Below are 21,277 nucleotides of genomic sequence, written 5' to 3'. Positions count from 1 at the left end.
AAAATCCTTTACTTTACCTTGTATTCTATCCAAACAAAATCATCAGAAAACTTATCCTTTGCCGAAACTACTCCTATTAACCCGGCTTCCCCTTCTCCAAGTAAATATTCACTTGAATCGTTTATCGTATATGACGGGCTTCCGGAATAACTTTCATCGTTAAAATATACTTCTATTTTCTTCCCTGCCTTTTTTACACTGATGCTGTTTTCTACACCATAGCCTTTATTTAACTTTTCACTTTGTCTTTTCCACTCTATATCTTTATACAAGCCGTCTACTACATAGCCTACAGAATACTTCCCATCTACATGTATTAAAATCACGAGCATCCTATATTTTTTTTGTCCTGCTTCCGTCTTTGTACTATAACATACTAATCCGTATCCTGCTTCGCTTGCCCCTTCTTTTTTTACTACTTTTATACTCGGGGCATTTTTATCTATTTCTTCTCCTAAAAATTTCCATAACGTATAACCCCTCACACCCCAATATTTTGTATTGTTTGTTTTTAATATGATTTTTTCTCCTTCCTTTATAAACAGTTTATCTTCAAATGGATTTGTTCCTCCCTCTTCATCTTCATTTCCTTCAAGCTCATTACCTTCTTCAAAAATCCCGCTTTCTCCATCCCTTATCCGGTTATAAGGATTAACGCAGCCTGTTATCACAAATATTATAATTAAGATTATCACCTTCTTTATTTTTTTCATTCTTTATCTTCTCCTTCTATGTATTTTTTATAGAGCCTTATAAGCCTTTCTTTCTTACTCTTTACTTTCTCTCTTTCTCGATGTATGTACGGCACTATGTAGATGACCATTTCAGTTACAGTTTCAGAGCCATTTATATCTTTAAAAGCCAATCCTGCTATCGGTATGTCTCCCAAACCGGGTATTTTCTTTTCGCTTGAGTTTTGTTCAACCTGTAATAGTCCGCCTATTATAATCGGCTTACCGGAAGGAGTCCGCACCTTTGTTCTTACTATTTTTTCGGATGTTGGAGGTAAAACACCGCTTGTAACTCCGCCTGACCCCTGTTTTGATACTTGTGCATTTACTTCCATAGTTATCATTCCGTCTCCGGATACATTTCCTTTTATATTAAGTAATAACCCAGATGTTATCTCTCTTACAGAACCATATAAGGGTTTACCGTTTGAATCAAGTGTTTTATCTATATATCTGAATGTATTTGTATTTTGAAATTTTACTTCTTCTCCCGTTATTCCGTTTAATGTCGTATCCGCTAAAACTCTTGCCTTATTTTCAGCTAATTCAAAATTAAGTTTTGCTATAAATTGATAACCGAATTTGCTGACTATATCAAAGTTTATATTAAATATATTACTCATTATACCTGAAAACTCACTCATAGGCTTTCCCTTAGTTTTTTTTACTTCAAGACTTTTTGCCCAGTTTATATTTTCACTTTTTTCATATTGCACTACCAATAGCTGATACCGTATCTGTGCCTTAGGTCTATCTATCAGCTCCATTTCTTTTAAAAACTTTTCCCTCTTTATATTGCTCCCTCTAAAAAATATTAAATTGGGATTTCCGGTTACTACTATACTTTCTTTATTTACGGCAGGTGGAAGATGTTTTAACAATTCCTCCGAAGATATATATTTTAATAATATCGCTCTCTCTTCTTTTTCTATATCCAGTATCTTTATATATTCTTCCACTATTTTTTGTTCTTCCTGAGTACATCTTATTATAAATCCGTTTATATCCGTCAAAATATTTATTTTTTGTTTTTTCAGTTCTTCAGGCAATGCATCTATAAATTTTTTTACTTCAATATACTTTAATTCATATTTTTCACTTTTTATATCTTTAATTCCTTCTTGCCCATATACCATACATACCGAGAAAAATAAAATAAATAAAACGGCCTTCTTTTTCATTATTTCTTTCCTATTCTATCGATAAAAGCCTTAACGTATACGGATAGCATTCTCCACCTGCACTACCGCTTACCACTATATTTCTATCCAGCGATATTTTAAAGCTTAATTCTTTTTCTCCATCCGTATCATTTTTTATTATGATAACCGCATTAGTTGCAGGCTTTTCACTGCTGCCGTTATACGGTTTTGTTATTATAAAAGGTAAATTAGCTGCATCGTATACTATTGCTATCTTGGCCTGTCTTTTTGCAGGGATTCTTACCTTATACCAATCCTCATCCTCTAAAACGGTTCCTTCATGCGACCTATAATAATATACATTTCCTTGTTTATCGTTTTGCAATAATACAGCCTTTTCTTTTTTATCGTTGGGTTCATATACATCTTTTACCTGTTTACTGTATATGCCCATGTAATGTATATTCCCTAAAAATCTTTTTTTACCTCTAATCTTATCAAGTCTATAGATATATCTTGTATCTTCTTTTAATACTCTATCTTCATATTCCGTCCCTTCTCCATTATACACTTCTTTAAACTTTAATACGTTTTTATCTTCACTTCTCATCAATATGTATTTATCGCACCTTTCATCTTCTTCCCAAATGCATTTTATTACATTTTCTTCGCTAAAAGAATCTACGTTTACATAAAAATTATCAGGATCTCTTTGATCTCTCGATACTATCTCATATACTCCGGTTCCGCACGCTCCATTAAAAATTACAATGACTATTATAAGTAATTTCAATATTTTCCCTTTCATTTTCTTTTATACTCCTTTTTAAAAACTTCAAACTCAACTCCGACTTTTCCTAGATATTTACTCATTACATTTTTATAGAATACAAATTCAAATTCATTCGCAAATATTATTTTTATCTTCTCAGTTACTGCGTATTTATAACCGATACCTGTAATAATTCCAACAGCTCCCGATGTATTAACTTTACTATCCGAATATTTATCTTGATATGATACGATGTCTAAACTGTATAAGACTCCGGCTTTGGCGTAAACTCTATGAATATCATAAAAGTTTATGTACATATTTGTATATCCTACTGCATTTATATTATTTAAATAACTTTTTATCGCCTCTTTGCGGTTTACACCCAATCTATAATCCAAAGATAATCCTACCGAAAAATAAACGGGATATGTTCTTATAAAAAACACGCTGTCATCAGGTATTATCTCAAAACTGCCTCCTATTCCGATAGTTCCACTCATGTATTTTACCAAAGCCTTATTCATAAATGTCCAATACCAAATATCAGTCCCTACATTTATTCTGCTATACTTCTCCACTTCTTCCTGTTTCGGAATATAAAAAATTTCGTGTAAACTATCCAGAACTTTTTTACTTATGTTCTTTATAAATTTTTCATAATTTTCTATTCCATCTTTTTCATACACGGTAAATATATTTTTCCTTCCCTCGCCGTCAAAAATTCTTAATTCACCTTCGTATGTATATTCAGTTTTCTTTATCCAGCCATAGATCAAATATTTTATTTTTTCTTCTCTGCATAACTTTAACGCATCATATGAAGACCTTACCTGTTTTATCTTTTTTCTCGTTTTTATTATTTCTACTCCTAAAAATTCTTTTTGTTCTTCTATGCTCTCACAAATATCGTCTTGCAATTTAGTATCTGTTTCATAGCTCTCCTCTCCTTCATCTACACTTAATAAAGGGGCTATATATACTTGTTCAGCTTCCAATCTCATAAAAATTATTATTACAGCTAATATTAAACTCTTAACTCTGTTCATCGTTTATTGCCTTTTCTCTTTTTATAAAGTTTTCTATTATTTTAAAACTGCTTTCTTCCATTCCGTTTTTTCTTAAGTATTCTATTTCTTCCAATATATAATCATAATTTTCTTTATCCATCTCATTTGAATAAAACAAACTATATACTCCGTAATATCGTGAGCTCAATCTTTCAGGATCACTTTCTTTTATTTCTTTATATATTTTATATGCTGCCGCATATTTTTTTTCTTTTAGCAAATTATACGCTTCCATTTCTTTTTTTTCCAATACACCGTCTGCATATATCAATCTCATCTCTTTTTTTCTGTCTGTTTCATTTATTCTTTTTTGACCTGATAATATATTTTTTAGTTTTACTTGTGTTTCACTGTCTTGAATTTTTAATAGATTTTTAACTTCTTTTACGTCCTTTAATATATTCTCAGTGTTTGTATCGATTTTTGCATTTATTTCATCCCGATTATGTTCTATCTGCCCGATGATATTTTTTTCCGTATGTTCAAGCAATGTAATGATATACTTTAATCTTTCTTCTTGTTCTTTCTTTATTTGAAAAACTACATAAATATTAAAACAAAAAAACACTATAATTATAGCAGATATAACAGAGAATTTTATAATCGTTTTTGATGAGCTTTTACCGTTTTCTTTTTCCATACTATATATTAAACTTATCCTTTAATTTAATTTTTTTAAAAATTCTTTTACGCTTTTATCATCTTTTTCTTTTATTTCTTCCAATAATTGCTCAGCTTCTTTTTTCTTACCTTCTTTATATTTAATCACTGCTTTTAAAAAAAAGCTTTCATCCCGATACTCTTCTATCTTTATAGCCCTATCTATAGATTCTTCTGCCCGTCCATATTCTTTTTCATCTATCAAGCTTTCAGCTTCTTTTAATATATCTTCTCCGCTTTCCATCCTTATATGCAATAAGCTCATAGGCTCATAATAAAATACTTCTTCGATTTTCTCATAGCCTTCTTTTTCAAGCTCTATCCTTTGTTCTTTTTTATCCTTGATGTCTGCATATAAAAATTTTAAGATAAATCTGCCCTGCCCGTCCGATACGGCCTTTAGCCACCCGTTTACTTTTACACTTACTCCTGAAACCCCTTCTTCATTCCCATCATATATCATCCCGTACATAACGCCTGCATCGTCTTTGTATTTCTTGCTCCATACGCTTGAACAGCCGGTTGCAAGGATTAAAGCAGAGAATAATAAACATAAAATCTGTTTAATATTTAATTTTTTCATAAAAGTGATTTTCCTAAAAATAAAAGTATTAAGCCGTCAAATTGAAGGGAGAAAATGATACGCACACAAAACGGCCGATTTGTAAACCTATCATACATATATTAATTTGTCAAGACTTAAATTCTTAAAAAATTATTTTTTTCACTTTTTTGAGATATCAGGTAAATATTATAAACTTGAGTACACCATAAGCTTAATTTCAATTTTCTAGAATTTATTTATAGATTAAGGAATTGATTTTCGTAACAGTTTTACTATAATATATGTTTTACTAAACGGTTATATTTGCTTTTAAAGGAGCTGTAATATGATTTTTTTAAAATTCGGTTTAAAAGCGAAAGTTTTTTTTGTTTTATGCTTTTTTTTGATCGGAACGGCTGTCTTTGCCTATGATCCTCTTCCCGGGGGGGAAGAAAAACCTACACTGCAATCCCCGGCGGTTGCCGGAGGACAGAACTCGGTTACGGGAGGTCCCTTCGGAGATACGGTACCGGGCAGTTTGGCTGTCAACCCGGCCCTAGGCGGGGCAGAACAAAGGCCGATTCTGGACGCTTCATACTTTTTGATTGCAGGGCTCGGCAAAGAAAAGGGCTTCGGCCACGCAGCCAATGCTGCCCTCCTCTACCCCTTTAGATGGGGAAACATTGCGGGAAGCCTTCACTTTTTAAATGCAGAATTTGATTCCTTAAAACTTGGAACAATGGGAGGCTTACGCTTTTCATATTCAAAGGATTTAACCGAAAAACTTTCAGTAGGCGTAGGCTCTTATGCGGACTTCGGAAAGGACTGGGGGCTGGGCCTTGATATAGGAGCCCTTTATATGTTCGGCGACCTAGGATTTTTAAAAAACTCCAAGCTGGGCGTTTCAATAACGGGCTTAGGCAAAACCTACAATCCCAAGGCAACAGGAATAAAGGGAGGAGCTTCAAGCGGAAGCCCTGCAATAATCACTCCGAGAGCAGGCTTTGCTGCAACCTTGGTCGATATTGACGGCTTCCAACTCGGAATGCACACAGATCTTTCAGCTCCCTTTTTCCAAAATCTTGTCATTAATACCGGACTTCACATGCTCATGGCCGACATGATATCCTTTAAAACAGGCTTTGTAATCAACACACTTGAAGCAATCCATAAAAAACAAAGCTTCATCCCTTCCTTTAACATAGGGGTAAATATAAAAATCAAATCTCAAGGAACAAAGGATTCCTTTTTAAAGAAAAACGGCTGGGAAGAAAACGAAATCCGTCCCGAATTTGCTGCAAAGCCCTTCCATAACGGAATTTGGGCCTTCGGCGGAGGGGTCAACGTTCACTTCGGTCTAAAGGACAACGAAGGACCTAAAATTCAAGCCGAAATGCCCGAAAGCGGCATCCTATATTTTTCTCCCAATAATGACGGAGAAAACGATGCCATGGAAATCCCCTTAAAAATTACGGACAAGCGCTATGTAACGGCTTGGAGCTGCGAAATAAAGGATGAAAAAGGAAACACTGTCCGCACAATTTCCAATAAAATCCCCTTACGCGAAATGAAGGATGCAGCCTCGTTCTTTAAGCTTTTAGGAAAATCCAAAGAAGGCGTTGAAGTGCCCGGCGCCCTCCGCTGGGATGGACGAACCGATTCGGGAGAAACAGCCCCCGACGGCAAGTACAGTTTTATAATAAGAGCGCAGGATGACAACAAAAATAAATCGGAGTCTCAAATTTACACGGCTCATATCGATAAAACGCCTCCTTCTCTTACATTTAATAAACCGCAAACTCAGGATGCCCTCATTTTCAGTCCTGACGGTGACGGAAACAAGGATGTCTTTATCTTTGATAACACAGGTTCAAATGAAGACCTTTGGACGGCAAGTATCAGCAACGCCCAAGGCAAGGTTATAAGAACAATTCAAGTTAAGGATAAGGCTCTTTCTCCCTTAAGCTGGGACGGAAAAGACGATGCAGGAATTTTTGTACCGGACGGAGTTTACAGCTACAAAATAGAATCCATGGACAGGGCAAAAAACAAAACGGTCTCTAATCTTTCAAATATAATTGTAGACACCTACAAACCCTCGATTAACATAAATATCGATAAAAATGCTTTTTCTCCTGCAAGCAAATCGAATAACAAGATAAACTTCATTCCTTCTATTCCGATTACCAAGGGTCTTGAAGAATGGAAGATTGAAGTAAAAAATCAGGCTGGAGCAGCCGTAAAAACATATGCAGGCAGCCCGTCAAAAATCGAGCCTAAAACCTTTGACGGAAAGGACGAGGAAGGAAAGCTCTTGCCGGAAGGCTCGTACAAGGCCTTTATTTCAGCAAGGTATATAAACGGACATGCTCCTTCAACTCAAACACCATCATTCACCTTGGACATTACACCGCCCAAGGCCGAAGCCTCTGCATCTCAAAAGCTCTTTTCTCCCGACGGGGACGGAGAGCTCGATACTCTCATTTTTACTCACAAGGAAGAAAAACCGGGAACATGGATTGCAGAAATATATAGGGCCTCAAGCGAAGACAGCCTTGCAGGCAATACTGCCGATATCCTTGCAGGCAAACCTGCCGGCACACCGATTTTTACAAACAGCTTCGGCGATAAACTCCCGCCTCAATTTGAGTGGAACGGAAGAAAAACCGACGGCAGCTTTGCCGAAGACGGTAAGTACATCTATGTATTAAGGGGAGTTGACGAGGCTCAAAACGAAGCTCTTTCAAATGCCGTACTTGTAGAGCTCAATACCGAAAAAGCCGATATAATTCTTCAATCAAATTATACGGCCTTTTCTCCCAACAACGACGGGGTAAAGGACAGCATAGAATTCTATCCTGTCGTAAAATCAAAAACTAAGGTAGACTCATACGCGGTAAACATTAAAGATTCAAAGGGCAAGCTTATCAAGACCTACAAGGGCAATACCTCTCCAAAGAAAATAACTTGGAACGGTCAAGCTGATGAGAAACCGATAGTACCTGACGGCCTTTACTCTGCCGAATTTGAAGTTGAGCTTGCAAATAAAAACAAGGCAAAATCAATTATTTCGTCGATAATGATAGACACGGTTTATCCCGAAATTCAAATTTCGGCTCCCTATTTGGCCTTTTCTCCTGTAGAAGGAAACAACAAGCCCAACCTTCCCATAGATCAAATTTCTTCTTCCGAAAAAGAATGGACAGGCCGATTTGTCGATTCAAAAAACAAAACGGTAAAAACCCTAAGGTGGAAGGATAAGGCGGATAAGTTTATCTGGGAAGCAGATGACGATACCGGCAATAAGGTGCCTGACGAAAAATACACCTACATAGCCGAAGCCGAAGATGAGGCCGGAAACAAAACCGTCCAAAAACTTGAAGGCATCATTGTAGACCGCCGTCAGGCCAAGGGCTACATAACCGCCGAACATAAGGTATTTTCTCCCACAGGCAACGGAATAAAGGATGTTCAAAACATTTCGGTTCTTACCAATATTGATGCCGAAATCGACAACTGGAATATACAGGTTTCGGATGTGGAAAGCGGAAAGTTTTTTGCCGAATGGAGCTCCAAAAAAGAAGAAAAGCTGCCTAAAAAACTTGTATGGGACGGCAAGAGCGGAAGCTCTAAGGCTCCTGACGGCAGGTACATGGCAACCATGTACATAGAGTACAAAAAAGGCGATATTGTAACGGCCTTTACCGATGCCTTCATCCTTTCAACTCAGGCTCCGAAAATAGGTGTCAGTACAAGTCCCAAGTACTTTAGTCCCGACAATGACGGCACCGATGACGATCTATACATAAGTCTAAAAGCCGATTCGAAGGCCGGTATCGAAAACTGGAAGTTTGAAATTGCCGAGCCTGAAGAAAACGGAGGCAAACTTTTCTGGCAAACTTCCGGAAAGGAAAAGATAACAAAGGAACTTATCTGGGACGGCCGCTCTCTTTCAGGCGAAACCGTTCAGTCTGCAACCGACTATCCTTTTACCTTTACCGTGACCGATAAGGTAGGATTAACTTCGGTTTACAGGGGCTATATTCCTGTAGACATCCTTGTTATAAGGGACGGGGATAAACTTAAAATAGCCGTACCTTCGATTATCTTTAGAGCAAATGCGGCCGACTTTAACGGTCTCGATCAGGCAATTGTCGATAAAAATAAGAATATCCTAAAAAGAATTGCCGTTATCCTAAACAAATTCCCCGAATATCAGGTTCAGGTTGAAGGACACGCAAACACGACTACCGGTACCGAAAAAGAAGAAACGGCGGCCCTTCTCCCCTTATCAAAGCTGAGAGCAGACGCTGTGCGTCAATTCCTCATAAAGGAGGGAGTAAGAAGTTCCCGCCTTTCTTCTGTCGGAATGGGAAGCTCAAAACCTGTAGCTTCTTTGAGCGATAGAGACAACTGGTGGAAAAACCGCCGAGTAGAATTTATTTTGATTAAGCAGTAACAAGTAAAACTTAAAACTTTTTAAGTAAAAAAATAAGGCTGTCCTTCCGTCACGGGAGGGCAGCCTTTTTTTAGATTCACAAGAGACCATTTATAAAAGAAAAAGCTTTACACTTTTCACTTTACCAAAAAACAGGAACAGCAGTTTTGATAAACCTGCTCGGCCAAGTCCTCCATAGACTTACCTAAGATTTCTGAAACGGCAGCATAGGTGTATTCTATCAAAAGAGGAGTATTTATCTTTCCCCTAAAAGGAACGGGAGCAAGATAGGGAGCATCGGTTTCAAGCAAGAGCTTATCGGCAGGAATTGCCCTCACAAGCTCGGCAATCCTGTCCTTATCGGCCTGCTTTTTTGCATAGGTTATGTTTCCGGGAAAGGAAATATACCAGCCCCTTTCCAAAAAGGAATAAGCCTCTTTAAGACCGTAGGAATAGCAGTGAATTATCCCCTTGTGATGGCCTATCTCATCAATACATTTTAAGGTATCTTCATAAGCATCCCTTGAATGAACTATGACCGAAAGATTTTTTTCTTTTGCAATTTTTAGCTGTTCTTTAAATAGAAACTCCTCCCCTTCTATGTTGGCAGTTCCTCGTTCATCGGGGTTTAAATTCTCTCCTCTTTTTTCGCAGGCAGGGCCGTTCCAAAAGCGGTCAAGCCCGCATTCTCCAAGGGAGCAATAAAAGGGCTTACCCGGATGAGTTTTTTCCGATTCGGCCTTTTGCAAAAAGAGAGTGTCAATGTCGGCTTTTAAAGCCTTGAGAGCTTTTTCAGGCTCGGCAATGCTTGAAGCATGGGGCCAAAGACCTGCCGCAAAGTGTAAAAATGAGGGCAAATGCAAGGATTCCGGGCAGGACAAAGAAACAGGCATTTGCCCGGGCATTTTTTCTTCAAAAACTTGCGAAATAAACCTCTGTCTGGGCCCCAGATCTCCGGGCTCTGTACCTATGTCCATAGCAAACCTGAATTTGCGCTCTTCCATTGTATGTAAAAACGAAGGATCGCCTTCATTTCGTTTAAAAATCATAAAAAAATGTGCATGAGAGTCAGAAAACATCTTGACCTCCTTTAAAATTTATGATAGTATACCACATCTGCTGAAGTGGTGGAATAGGTAGACACTAGGGACTTAAAATCCCTTGGCAGTAATGCCGTACGGGTTCAATTCCCGTCTTCAGCACAAGGCCTTAAACCAAAACGGTTTAAGGCTTTTTTTCTAATCTTCTTTTTTTTTCTTCCGATACTGAATATATAAGATTTTAATTCGGGAGGAATTAAATGAAAAAAGCAATCCTTATATTAATTTTGTCCTTAGCTCTTACTCATTTTTTAACCGGACAGGGAGAAATTATAAGCGAGGAAACTTATGCTTCGTACTATGGGGAAGCCTTTAACGGAAGGCCTACCGCAAACGGAGAAATCTTTGATATGAATGCTTACACGGCGGCTCATAAGACCCTTCCCTTCGGTACCCTTGTTGAGGTTACAAACTTAGAAAACGGAAAAAAGGTCATCGTAAGAATAAACGATAGAGGTCCCTTTGTAGGCAACCGCGAAATAGATGTTTCAAAGGCTGCAGCCGCCGCCTTGGATATGTTAGCCCACGGAGTTGTAAGAGTAAGCCTAAAAAAGATAAATCCGAATGATATGGGTTCTTTTACGGATGTTAAAACTAAAGAAGAAACCGGCACGAGAGCAAAGGACTTGGTAAAAACGGAAAAAAAGACTGTACAAGCTCCAAATTATACGGAATTTAATACAAGGAATCAAAGCCTTGTTTATACGCCTGCTAAAGCTTCGGAAACACCGGGAATTTTATGGCGAATTCAGCTGGGAGCATTTAAGCGTGAAGAAAATGCCCTAAGGCTTGTCAAAAAATTAAGAAAGATAGGTTTTGAACCTGCTTATGAAAAAACGGAAACGACCACCAGAGTTGTTTTATACGGAATAAGACCTCAGGACCTCGAAAAAGTAAAAAGAGTGCTTGAGCTCAATTCTTTTAACGATTATATATTACGCCAAGAAAGTTGGTAAAACATAGAACCTCCTAAAATAATTTTTCCCGAGCTCCAAAAGGGGTTCGGGTTTTTTATTAAAACTCACCGTAAAAATCTATTTTAGTATATAAAATATAAAGCCTAAATTGATACGGGCATAATGCAGGGAAGCCCCGGCAGACCCTGAAGCAGACACCTCTTTTAATAATCCGGACTTAAGAAAATAAACAAAGGATTTTCCGTTATAAGCCGTTATCGAGGTGTAATCAACGGAAGAAAAAAAAGAAAAAAACTTTGAAAGCTTTTTCTCTGCCGAAAGATATAAATAAAAAGACAGATTTTTCTTTTTAAAAACATCTACAAATTTTAAACCTTCAACACCCCTCATATAATGGAAATCCTCTGCAAAGCCTAGGGCATTAGGACAAAGCTGAGTAGACAAATCAATCTTCCAATATCGTGGAAGCTCAAATCTAAATAGAATTCCTATACTAGGCAAAATAAAGGTTTGGCTGTACCTGATTCCTAGTCCTGTCATAGGAGTTATAGGAGTATCGGGTAAAACCGGACTTGGCGGATTTGTATCAGGAGGATACTTACGATAGCCGTCTACTGCATCCCATGAATTTAAAATATACCTTATTCCTATGGAAGGGGAACAATAGATTTTTATTTTTTTATCCGAATATGTTTTATACACAACAAGAGGTTTCATAAAACCCAGGTTTAAACTTAAATCCAGACCCTTTTTAATATAGGCCTTGTGCTCCGAAAATTTAGTTAACATTGAAGGATCATAGGGATTAAGGTAGTCATAATCAAACATCTTTCCGGAATAAGAAGGAATTATAAATGAAGAAAAAAAGGAAAGGTAAAAGCCGTTTTTAAGTTTAAATTCGGTACAGGCAGTAAGGCCTCCGGCAGGCAAAATAGGCCAATCAAGCTTGCTTTTAATTAGTGAATCACTTCTAAAGACATACTCGAAACCGGAGCCTGCTATCAAAGACGGAGAAACAGAAAGGTTAAATGAATATCTTCCTTCTTCACCTATGACAGTTTTAGCACTTATAAAAAGAATAAGAAAAATAATTATCCGCCTGTAAAAATCCCTCATACCAAGCATTAGTTTAGTTGGTCTTAGGTTCTATGTCAAGTATTGTTTAAAGCCGGTGTAAATATAAAAAGGAAATTTATAAAGAATTAATAAATTAGTCTGGTAAAATTTTAAAAAGCATTATATAATGTAGGCAGGAGGATGCCTATGGCAAAAGTTCTTTCCATAATATTGGGAGGCGGAAAAGGAACACGTCTTTATCCGCTTACTATGCATCGGTCTAAACCGGCCGTACCTTTCGGAGGTAAACATCGAATTATCGATATCCCTCTTTCGAACTGTATAAATTCCGGTTTTAGGAACATTTATATTATAACACAGTTTAACTCGGCATCTTTGCATATCCATATTGCAAAGGCCTATACCTTCGACAGTTTTTCAAACGGCTTTGTCGAAATTCTTGCAGCCGAACAAACTTTTGATAATACGGGATGGTATGAAGGAACGGCTGACTCTATCAGAAAAAATCTTCATCATTTCAGACATCAAAATCCCTCTCATTATTTGATTCTTGCAGGAGATCAGCTGTACCGCATGGATCTAAAAAAATTTTTAAATTTTCATAAAGAATCGGGATCCGATATTACCGTTGCCTGCACACCCGTAACACGGGAAGATGCTTCAGGTTTCGGAATTATGAAGGTAAACTCGGATTCGGTAATTACCGAGTTTATGGAAAAACCGGGCACCGAAAAAAATATAGACGATTGGAAAATTCCCGGAAAATCTCTTATCAAGCCTGATGATCCGAATAAACAATATCTGGCTTCTATGGGTATCTATATTTTTGGTGCAAAAGTTATGGAAGAATGTTTAGACAGCGATCATACCGACTTCGGAAAAGAAGTAATTCCTGCAGCAATAAACGGGGGATACAAGGTTTCAGCCTTTCCTCATAACGGATATTGGTCAGATATAGGAACAATCAAGTCTTTTTATGATGCAACCCTTGACCTCACCGAAATAAAACCTCAATTCGACTTTTATGATGCCGACAGCCCGATATACACACATAACCGAAACTTACCTCCATCAAAGGTAAACTATGCACATTTAAGCAGGTCTATGTGCAGTGACGGCTGCGTTATCACAAATGCAACCATAAATCATTCTGTCATAGGAGTCCGTTCAATTATAGAATCAGGCAGCTTTGTAGAAGACTCCATCTGTATGGGTGCCGACTATTACGAAACCCATGAAGAAAAAGAAGCCCGCTTAAAAGAAGGAGGGCCTAACTTGGGCATAGGAAATCATTGCCGTATACGCTCTGCAATAATAGACAAAAATGTTCGTATAGGCAATAACGTATCCATAGGTATGGACCAAACACCTCCCGACGGCGACTACGGCTTCTATCATGTTATAGACGGAATATACGTTATAGTAAAAAATTCTATAATACCTGATAATACTTCAATATAAAAATGCGGCGCATCAGTTGGATTCGGTTTTGCATTCGACCGATGCGCTGTAAGCATTTTCATAATCGGTGTTTTCTTTAATGCTGATTATTATGTCATCATCTTCTGCCGAAAAATCTACAAGGGCGGTTTTACCCTTTGAGAACTCTCCGCTTATTATTTTAACCGATAAGGCATCTTCTATCTTATTTTGAAGAAGCCTTCTCATAGGGCGTGCACCGTAAGCCGGATCATATCCCTTATCTGCAAAGAAATCTTCAGCCTCTTTTGAAAGCTCAATATACAGATCTAACTTTGCAATTCTATCTTCAAATTTTTTAAGCTCAAGTTTTAATACTCGTTTGATGTCATCTTTATCGAGAGGTCTAAAAACAAGCATTTCATCAATTCTGTTTATAAACTCAGGCGATAAGAATTTTTTTATTTCGTTAAGAGCACTAGCCTGTATTTCGGAATAGGCCATTACTCCATCTCCCGTGGGATTAAAGCCCAGCCGGTTTTCCTTTATGATGGACTTTGAGCCTGCATTACTGGTCATAATAATAACGGTGTTTTTAAAATTTACAATATGCCCGCGGCTGTCTCTAAGCTCTCCTTCTTCTAAAATCTGCAAAAGAATATTAAAGACATCCGGATGAGCTTTTTCAACCTCATCCAAAAGCAAAACGGAATAAGGATTGCGTCTTATTTTTTCGGTTAAAAATCCTCCGGAATCAAAACCGACATATCCGGGAGGAGCACCTATAAGTTTGGCAGCATTATGTTTTTCCATATAATCGCTCATATCGACTCTGATTAAGGCCTCTTTTGTGCCGAATAAAAATTCGGCAAGAGTTTTTGCAAGAAGAGTTTTTCCGACACCTGTAGGCCCTAAAAATAAAAATGAACCTATGGGCCTGTCAGGAGATGAAATACCTGCGCGGGACCTTCTGATTGAATTGGATAAAATCGATATGGGTTCATCCTGACCTACAACCGATTTTTTTAATTCCTCTTCAATGTGAAGCATCCGCTCAGCCTCATCTTGGCTTAATTTATTTACGGGAATATCCGTCATCATTGCAACAACCTCTGCTATATCGTTTTCATCGACATAGGATATAGGATGTTGATAAGAAGTCATCCACTTATTTTTAATTTGATATATGTCGTTTTTTAGATCTAAGACTTCATCTCTAATTAAGGCGGCTTTTTCGTAGTTTTGCATCTCAACCATCTCGGCTTTTTCAAGCATTAAAACCTTTATCTTGTCTTCTATTTCAAAAAGCTCGCCGGGTCTTTTGTCAAGGACGGTTTTTTTCATCGCGCCTGCTTCATCCAATACATCAATAGCTTTGTCAGGGAAAAATCTGTCAGGGATATACCGTTTTGCATACTCAATGATCTTTGTTATGGTTTCAGGCTCATAAAGTACATTGTGGTGTTCTTCATACTTATGTTTTATACCGCATATTATATCAAAGGTTTCTTCAGGATTAGGCTCCTTTATTTGGATTAATTGGAAGCGCCTCTCAAGAGCCAAGTCGTTTTTAAAATATCTTCTGTATTCGTCAATTGTTGTAGCCCCGATACATTGTATTTCGCCTCTGGCTAGGGCAGGCTTTAAAATATTGGCTGCATCCATAGCCCCTTGAGAGCCGCCCGTACCGATGAGGGTATGAATTTCATCTATAAACAAAATTATATTTTTATTTTCTTTTATCTCATTTATAATTTGCTTTAACCTTTCTTCAAACTGACCTCTGTACTTTGTTCCTGCAATTACCGAGCCTAGGTCTAAAGAAATAATACTTTTGTTGAGCAAATCGTGAGGTACGTTTTCATTTATTATGGCAAAGGCCAAACCTTCAACAATGGATGTCTTTCCTATTCCGGGCTCTCCTACAAGGATCGGATTATTTTTTGTTCTTCGGGAAAGAATTTGAATGAGCCTTCTGATTTCTTTTTCGCGGCCTATTATAGGATCCGGGCTGCCGGAGCTGACAATATCGGTTAGGTTTCGCCCGAATTCGGAAAGAGCTGATGGTTTTGATTTAGATACGTCGGCTGTTTTAGATGTCCGGACAGTTTCCATCTGATCCGTTATTTTTAATATCATCATCCTTATATCTTCAGTTAAGATATTATACCTCATAAAGAAATCGGATATTATGGAATTTTCCTCTCTGGCAAGAGCTACAAGAATATGCTCCGTACCGACAACACTTTGCCTCATGGTCCTTGCCTCTATTGTTGCAAGATCTACCAGAGTTTTAATTCTTCGGGAAGGAGGAATTTCACCTATGATCCTATCTCCTGTACGGATAGGAGTGTTTTGTTCTATAAAAAGCTGTAAATTGAGAATATCGATATTTAATTTTTGAAGAATTATGTAGCCTCTGCCTACCTTATTGCGGATTAGGGCAGATAAAATATGCTCGGGTTGAAACAGATCCGCATTAACCCGTCTGGCTTCCTGCTGACCGAAAAGAGTAAGCAGCTTATGAGCATCTTGTGAAAGACCTTGACACATATAACACCTCACATTATAATTCGGACTTTTGAGCAAAGTTCTTGAATGGTACGAGCCCTATATTCTTCTATCGAAAAATCGCTTAAATTTCTATCGGCTAAACCCATATGGCTGTTAAGCAATAAAAAAGCAAGATGTCCCATTTGGGATTTAAAAATCATCGAGTTACATTCTTCATTGGTAATACCTGTAATCAAGCCCATATTTAAGCCGAACTTTATTTTAAAAACTATATCGGCAGCTTCCTTAAAATCCATAAGCTTTGCACTTTGAGCTATTGCAATAGCTCTTCGAAGCATGTCCTCAACCTTTAATGTATTTTCATTCAGAAAATTTTTTCTTTTCTCTCTTTCAATTTCAATGATAGTATTTACACCTGCGATAAAATCCGCCGTTTGAATATCCTCATTATCGCCTGCCGATACGGCACTTGAAATCAAAAAAAGAGCTCCTATGGAATTTTTGGAATTAGGCGAATAGTAGCCGGCAACATTAAGATTACTTTGTTTTGTTAATTCCAAAACCGAGCCCAGACAGTTGGAATAAAGGACACCCGGCAGAGAGCATAAAACCGAAAATTTTACCCCTGTACCGATTTCCATAAGGTTGGAAGTTAAAAAACCTAAGTCCCTATCTTCCGCAAATTTAATTTTTTCCCTCATTTTGACTTCCATAAAGGAGGCCCTTGCATAAACTTCTTCAGGGTCCATTCCGGCAGCAAAAGAAGTTATGTTTACATGATCTTCAAGGTTCAAGCCTATATAAAGAGAACCGTTTTCATGTACTAAAACAGCCTTTTCTATCTTTTCAGGCATATCGGGAAGAAGAATTCCTTTTTCTTCAAGTAATTTGATGGAAAGCGGATCTATTGCTCTAAGTTTTAATTTTTTAAAATAAGCGGAATCACCCAAAGAGCAAAAAAAAGAAAAAACAAGCGAAACAACATCAACCGAGTCGCAAAGACTAATTTTGTTCGGAAACAAAAAACCCGATATATTGCGGGCTATATCACAACGGCTGTATAGGACAATATCGGTGTTGGGACCGTTTTCCGTATACCAGCCATCAAGTCTTGATATCATGGTTTTTCTCCAAAGCTTTGATCTCATCCCTTAAGGCGGCAGCCCTCTCATAATCTTCGATTTCGACAGCTTTTTTTAGTTCTTCACGTAATTCTTGAGAACTATGAGTTTCAAAAAAGGTTTCAGGGACCTGATCATCCGAGGTAAAGCCCGAATACTTTAGATTTTTCTTCTTTTTTCCCAATATTTCCATAATTTCGGTTTTAAAAAACGAAAAACACTCCGTGCATCCTATAATTTGTTTAGATTCTATGTCTCTAAAACTTAATCCGCATATAGGACATTGCCCCGATTTTTTGCAGTCATCATTGTCGATATCATTAGATCCAAGGAGTTTTGTTATGGAAATATCAATAGTTTCAGAAAACATACCAAACCCGAGCCTTTGTGAGCAAGCCGGACACAGATAAATATTTTTAGTCACACCGTCTGCAACTTGTTCCACAGAAACCGCAGCTTCGTTTAATTTACACATATCGCAAATCATAATTTCCTCATAATTTCTATCGGCTTTTCTTTTCCTGCCCGTACTGCAGGAACCAAACACACTACTACTGATAATATTAACATACAAACGGCTATTATGTAAAGGTCAAAAAAATTTAATTTTACGGGAATATGCTCCAAATAATAGGCCGGGTCCAAAAGGTGAATTTCAAGAGGTTTTCCGCCCCCGTAAAAGAAGACATAAAACAAGTTTTGAAGATAGTTTAAAATCTTCTCGGCATAGGCAAAAATTTCGTTTATATGCAAGGCGGTTAAAATACCTAAGGGCATTCCTAAAATAATCCCGCCTAAACTTGTTAAAAGGCCGGCAAGCAAAAAAGCAAGACTTATGGAGGAAGGATGGGCTCCGGCCGCCTTGAGGATGGCTATCTCCCTTCTTCTTTCCATTACAAGCATAACAATTGCTGAAGAAATATTGGCAGAAGCCACCAAAACTATCAAAAACATGATAAAAAGCAAAATATTCTTTGTAGTTTTAAAGGAGGTAAAGGCAGGGCGATTTAAGTCGGCCCAAGAATATATAGAAAAAGTTTCCGGTAATATTGAGCTTAATTTTAATTGAAGGGCCTGCATCTTATCATCATCAAAGGGATCCTTTGTCGAAACCACTATTGAGGTTAAAGAAGAAGTCATCGGCATAATCTTTAAGCCTTCAGATAGGGGAATAAAAACCCATAGGGCATCCAACTCTTGGTAACCTGAAGATATAAGCCCTGAAATTTTAAATGCACTTACACGGGGAATAGTTTTACCTTTTTCGTTTTTATTTAAGGTTATAATCCTGCATGTATCCCCTACTTTTAAGCCGAGTTTTTCCGCTATCTTAGCTCCCAAAATTGCCGACTTATTATTTTCAAATTCGAGAGAACCGGATATTACTCTTATCAGGTTAAGAGCCTTGATATTTTGAGTAAAAAATTCGGGCTCGACTGCACGGATAGTTCCTCCGCTTCTTCCGTTTTTACCTATAACCAGACCGTTTCCCTGTCTTTCGATCCAAGCATTTTCGATAAAGTTACCCTCATAAAACTCAAGAATTAATGAACGGGCATCCTTCTCCGTTTCGGCATTTTTATAAGTTGATAAGGGCCGCATATCTATGGCTTGAAGGTGTCCGGTTCCAAGCTCTATTGTACGGGAAGTGATTCCCTGAATCATACCGTCAGAGACAACTAAAACGACAATGAGCGGAATTATACTTATGCCTATACCCAAAACGGCACCGAACAAGCTTTTGCGGGCATTGGAAACCGTCTTTCCCGAACCTATGCCTAAAAATCTAAATGCCATTTTTATAAAGACTAAATTTTTCATACTTCTTCCAAATTGCCCTTATAAAGTTTATAAGAAATATCCGTCATTGAGGCTATTTTTTGATCGTGGGTAACAAGCACCAAGGTCTTTTTGTGTTTATCGACAACAGAAAATAAAAGGTTTTGAACGGTCTCGGCATTTGCAGGGTCCAAGTTTCCGGTGGGTTCATCTGCAAGAATAAGAGAGGGGCTGTTTATCAAGGAGCGGGCAACTGCAACCCTCTGTCTTTCTCCTCCGGAAAGCTGAGAAGGAAAATGGCCTTTGCGTTCTGCCAACTTTACATCCTCCAAGAGAGAGAGAGCTTTTTCTTTTATTTCTTTTTTAGGCTTTCCTGCAATCAGGGCAGGAAGCATTACGTTTTCAAGAGCGGTAAAATCTTTTAACAAATAATGAAACTGAAAAACCAAACCTAAAAATGAACTTCGGTACTCGGTGAGGGATTTTTCATCGAGGGAATGAACCTTATAAGAGCCTGCCAGGATTTCTCCGCTGTCTGCCGACTCAAGGCCGCCCAAGATATTTAAAAAGGTACTTTTACCCGAACCTGATTCTCCGGTAATCGAAATCTTTTTCCCTTCTTCAATGGAAAAATTAAGCTTATCGAATATAACGAGCTTTTCGCTTGCCGAAGAAAATGTTTTGGTTAAATTGGAAATTAAAACAATATTCCTACTCATAGCGTAATACCTCCGCAGGCTTTAATTTTAATATGCGCCTTGAAGCTGCCATTGCGGCAGCGGATGACGAAAAAATGCCGAATAAAAAAATGAGCAAAATTTCATTAAAAAATATTCTGACAGGAACGGTTTCCATATAAAAATAGACAGGACTGAATACTGCAAAATCCGCATCGGACGAACTTTGAAATAAGATAAATACAAAGGTCAAGACCGAATTGACTATATTTTCTATTAAAGCAAAAATGGAATTTATTTGAACCGAGAGCAAAAGACCCAATAAAAGGCCGGCACTTGCCCCTATCAAACCTATCGTAAATCCGTTTGCAATAAAAAGAGCCTGAATGTGTTTTGAATATGCACCAAGAGATGACAATACGGAAATTTCCTCCCGTCTTTCATAAATTGAACGTCTCATTCCGTTATAGATATTAACCGACACAACCAAGAAAATCAAAAACACCAAAAGCATCATCATATTTTTTTCTATTCTAAGAGCCCCGAAAAAAGCATGATTATAAGAGCGCCATGATTCCGATTTTAAGTTAATCGAGGAAGCATTTAGGGATGATATATAGGCGGCATCATTGTTTTGATTTTGTAGTTTGACGGAGGCATACAGCTTTGATTCTTTTCCGAATAGTTTTTCTCCGCTTTCTAACGATATAAAAGCAAACGAAGAATCGACCTCATAATATCCGGTCTTAAAAATACCCGTAACAGTTAAGTCTTGATTTTCAGGAAAAAGGCTTGTCTCGGATGAGCCTGAGGCGGCTATAATATTTACGTTATCCCCAACCTTTACGCCAAGCTGGCGGGCCAGCTCATACCCCAAAATAACGGCATCTTCTTTTAAGATGTTAAAGGACCCATAAGATATTTTTAAGGCCTCACAAAAGCCCTTATCTTTTTGCATTATATCTTCTTCCACTGCGCGGATTAAAACGCCGTGCTGCCTGCCGTAATTTCCCTGCATAAGAGTTTGGGATTCTTGAAAAATAAAAAAGGCTTCATGAAGGTTTAAATTTTCGGCTTTTGTTAAATCTTCTTTTTCGCCGTATAACCTTATATGCCCTGAGCTTACCTGCATAATTGTATCGATATAACCCATTTGAAGACCGTTCATTATTGATAGAATTACAGTCAATACCATTACTCCGAAGGCAATCCCCAATATAGAAAAAAGAGTAGCGATTGAGGAGCGGCCCTTTGTATCTGCGGAGTTAAATCTATGTAAAACAAAAAAAATCCATCTATAATTACGCTTTTTCATC

General features: G+C 37.6%; 17 protein-coding genes and 1 tRNA gene. 4 read left to right on the top strand and 14 right to left on the bottom strand.

All coding sequences use genetic code 11. From position 1 onward, the window contains the following. Positions 1-8 precede the first annotated feature (8 nt). Genes E4O07_RS03545 through E4O07_RS03520 form a run of 6 tightly spaced genes read right to left on the bottom strand, consistent with a single transcriptional unit; the run spans position 9 to position 4,958 of the window. Entirely contained in the window at positions 9-713 is a 705-nt protein-coding gene (locus tag E4O07_RS03545) for a hypothetical protein (protein ID WP_253687441.1), read from the bottom strand. Beyond that, the gene (locus tag E4O07_RS03540; RefSeq protein ID WP_253687439.1) at positions 710-1,912 is read right to left on the bottom strand and encodes a type II secretion system protein GspD; all 1,203 of its coding nucleotides are present in this window, start codon (positions 1,910-1,912) and stop codon (positions 710-712) included. Before E4O07_RS03540 ends, E4O07_RS03545 begins: the two co-directional genes overlap by 4 nt. 10 nt (positions 1,913-1,922) lie before the next feature. Then, on the bottom strand, positions 1,923-2,681 hold the full coding sequence (locus E4O07_RS03535) for a hypothetical protein (RefSeq protein WP_253687438.1): 759 nt from the start codon (positions 2,679-2,681) through the stop codon (positions 1,923-1,925). Then, positions 2,678-3,694: a hypothetical protein gene (locus E4O07_RS03530; RefSeq protein ID WP_253687436.1), complete on the bottom strand. Its 1,017-nt coding sequence runs from the start codon at positions 3,692-3,694 to the stop codon at positions 2,678-2,680. Before E4O07_RS03530 ends, E4O07_RS03535 begins: the two co-directional genes overlap by 4 nt. After that, positions 3,681-4,355, bottom strand: coding sequence for a hypothetical protein (locus E4O07_RS03525; RefSeq protein WP_253687434.1), 675 nt, complete (start codon positions 4,353-4,355; stop codon positions 3,681-3,683). Before E4O07_RS03525 ends, E4O07_RS03530 begins: the two co-directional genes overlap by 14 nt. 21 nt (positions 4,356-4,376) lie before the next feature. Further along, complete coding sequence (locus tag E4O07_RS03520) at positions 4,377-4,958, bottom strand: tetratricopeptide repeat protein (RefSeq protein ID WP_253687432.1); 582 nt, start codon at positions 4,956-4,958, stop codon at positions 4,377-4,379. Positions 4,959-5,265: 307 nt separating this feature from the next. Between E4O07_RS03520 and E4O07_RS03515 the strand changes: the two genes are divergently transcribed. Further along, entirely contained in the window at positions 5,266-9,378 is a 4,113-nt protein-coding gene (locus E4O07_RS03515) for a FlgD immunoglobulin-like domain containing protein (RefSeq protein ID WP_253687430.1), read from the top strand. 116 nt (positions 9,379-9,494) lie between these two features. Here the strand turns inward: E4O07_RS03515 and E4O07_RS03510 are convergent, their stop codons facing one another. After that, entirely contained in the window at positions 9,495-10,436 is a 942-nt protein-coding gene (locus E4O07_RS03510; protein WP_253687428.1) for a TatD family hydrolase, read from the bottom strand. Between the two features lie 39 nt (positions 10,437-10,475). Between E4O07_RS03510 and E4O07_RS03505 the strand changes: the two genes are divergently transcribed. Together E4O07_RS03505 and E4O07_RS03500 are read left to right on the top strand one after the other, a co-directional pair. Further along, positions 10,476-10,559: transfer RNA gene (locus E4O07_RS03505), tRNA-Leu, on the top strand. A gap of 98 nt (positions 10,560-10,657) precedes the next feature. After that, positions 10,658-11,413: a septal ring lytic transglycosylase RlpA family protein gene (locus tag E4O07_RS03500; RefSeq protein WP_253687426.1), complete on the top strand. Its 756-nt coding sequence runs from the start codon at positions 10,658-10,660 to the stop codon at positions 11,411-11,413. A gap of 78 nt (positions 11,414-11,491) precedes the next feature. Here E4O07_RS03500 and E4O07_RS03495 read toward each other — a convergent pair whose 3' ends face one another. Continuing rightward, positions 11,492-12,490, bottom strand: a complete 999-nt coding sequence (locus E4O07_RS03495; RefSeq protein WP_253687425.1) for an omptin family outer membrane protease — start codon at positions 12,488-12,490, stop codon at positions 11,492-11,494. 147 nt (positions 12,491-12,637) lie between these two features. Here E4O07_RS03495 and E4O07_RS03490 point away from each other — a divergent pair, with 147 nt between their 5' ends. After that, positions 12,638-13,912 (top strand): glucose-1-phosphate adenylyltransferase, encoded by a 1,275-nt coding sequence (locus tag E4O07_RS03490; protein ID WP_253687423.1) that lies wholly within the window; start codon positions 12,638-12,640, stop codon positions 13,910-13,912. Between the two features lie 12 nt (positions 13,913-13,924). Here the strand turns inward: E4O07_RS03490 and E4O07_RS03485 are convergent, their stop codons facing one another. Genes E4O07_RS03485 through E4O07_RS03460 form a run of 6 tightly spaced genes read right to left on the bottom strand, consistent with a single transcriptional unit; the run spans position 13,925 to position 21,276 of the window. Then, the gene (locus tag E4O07_RS03485) at positions 13,925-16,423 is read right to left on the bottom strand and encodes an ATP-dependent Clp protease ATP-binding subunit (RefSeq protein WP_253687421.1); all 2,499 of its coding nucleotides are present in this window, start codon (positions 16,421-16,423) and stop codon (positions 13,925-13,927) included. Positions 16,424-16,431: 8 nt separating this feature from the next. Continuing rightward, positions 16,432-17,505: an ATP--guanido phosphotransferase gene (locus E4O07_RS03480; protein WP_253687419.1), complete on the bottom strand. Its 1,074-nt coding sequence runs from the start codon at positions 17,503-17,505 to the stop codon at positions 16,432-16,434. Beyond that, on the bottom strand, positions 17,489-17,992 hold the full coding sequence (locus tag E4O07_RS03475) for a UvrB/UvrC motif-containing protein (RefSeq protein WP_253687417.1): 504 nt from the start codon (positions 17,990-17,992) through the stop codon (positions 17,489-17,491). The genes E4O07_RS03480 and E4O07_RS03475 overlap by 17 nt, the downstream gene beginning before the upstream one ends. Further along, positions 17,989-19,326, bottom strand: a complete 1,338-nt coding sequence (locus E4O07_RS03470) for an ABC transporter permease (RefSeq protein ID WP_253687415.1) — start codon at positions 19,324-19,326, stop codon at positions 17,989-17,991. Before E4O07_RS03470 ends, E4O07_RS03475 begins: the two co-directional genes overlap by 4 nt. Next, positions 19,323-20,003, bottom strand: a complete 681-nt coding sequence (locus E4O07_RS03465) for an ABC transporter ATP-binding protein (protein ID WP_253687414.1) — start codon at positions 20,001-20,003, stop codon at positions 19,323-19,325. The genes E4O07_RS03470 and E4O07_RS03465 overlap by 4 nt, the downstream gene beginning before the upstream one ends. Then, entirely contained in the window at positions 19,996-21,276 is a 1,281-nt protein-coding gene (locus tag E4O07_RS03460; protein ID WP_253687412.1) for an ABC transporter permease, read from the bottom strand. Before E4O07_RS03460 ends, E4O07_RS03465 begins: the two co-directional genes overlap by 8 nt. Between the last annotated feature and the right edge of the window lies 1 nt (position 21,277).

This window comes from Treponema sp. OMZ 798, from assembly GCF_024181385.1.
In the GTDB taxonomy this organism is placed as follows: Bacteria; Spirochaetota; Spirochaetia; order Treponematales; family Treponemataceae; genus Treponema_B.
Note: the sequence above shows the minus strand (reverse complement) of the source record. Positions and strands in the feature narration are given on the sequence as shown.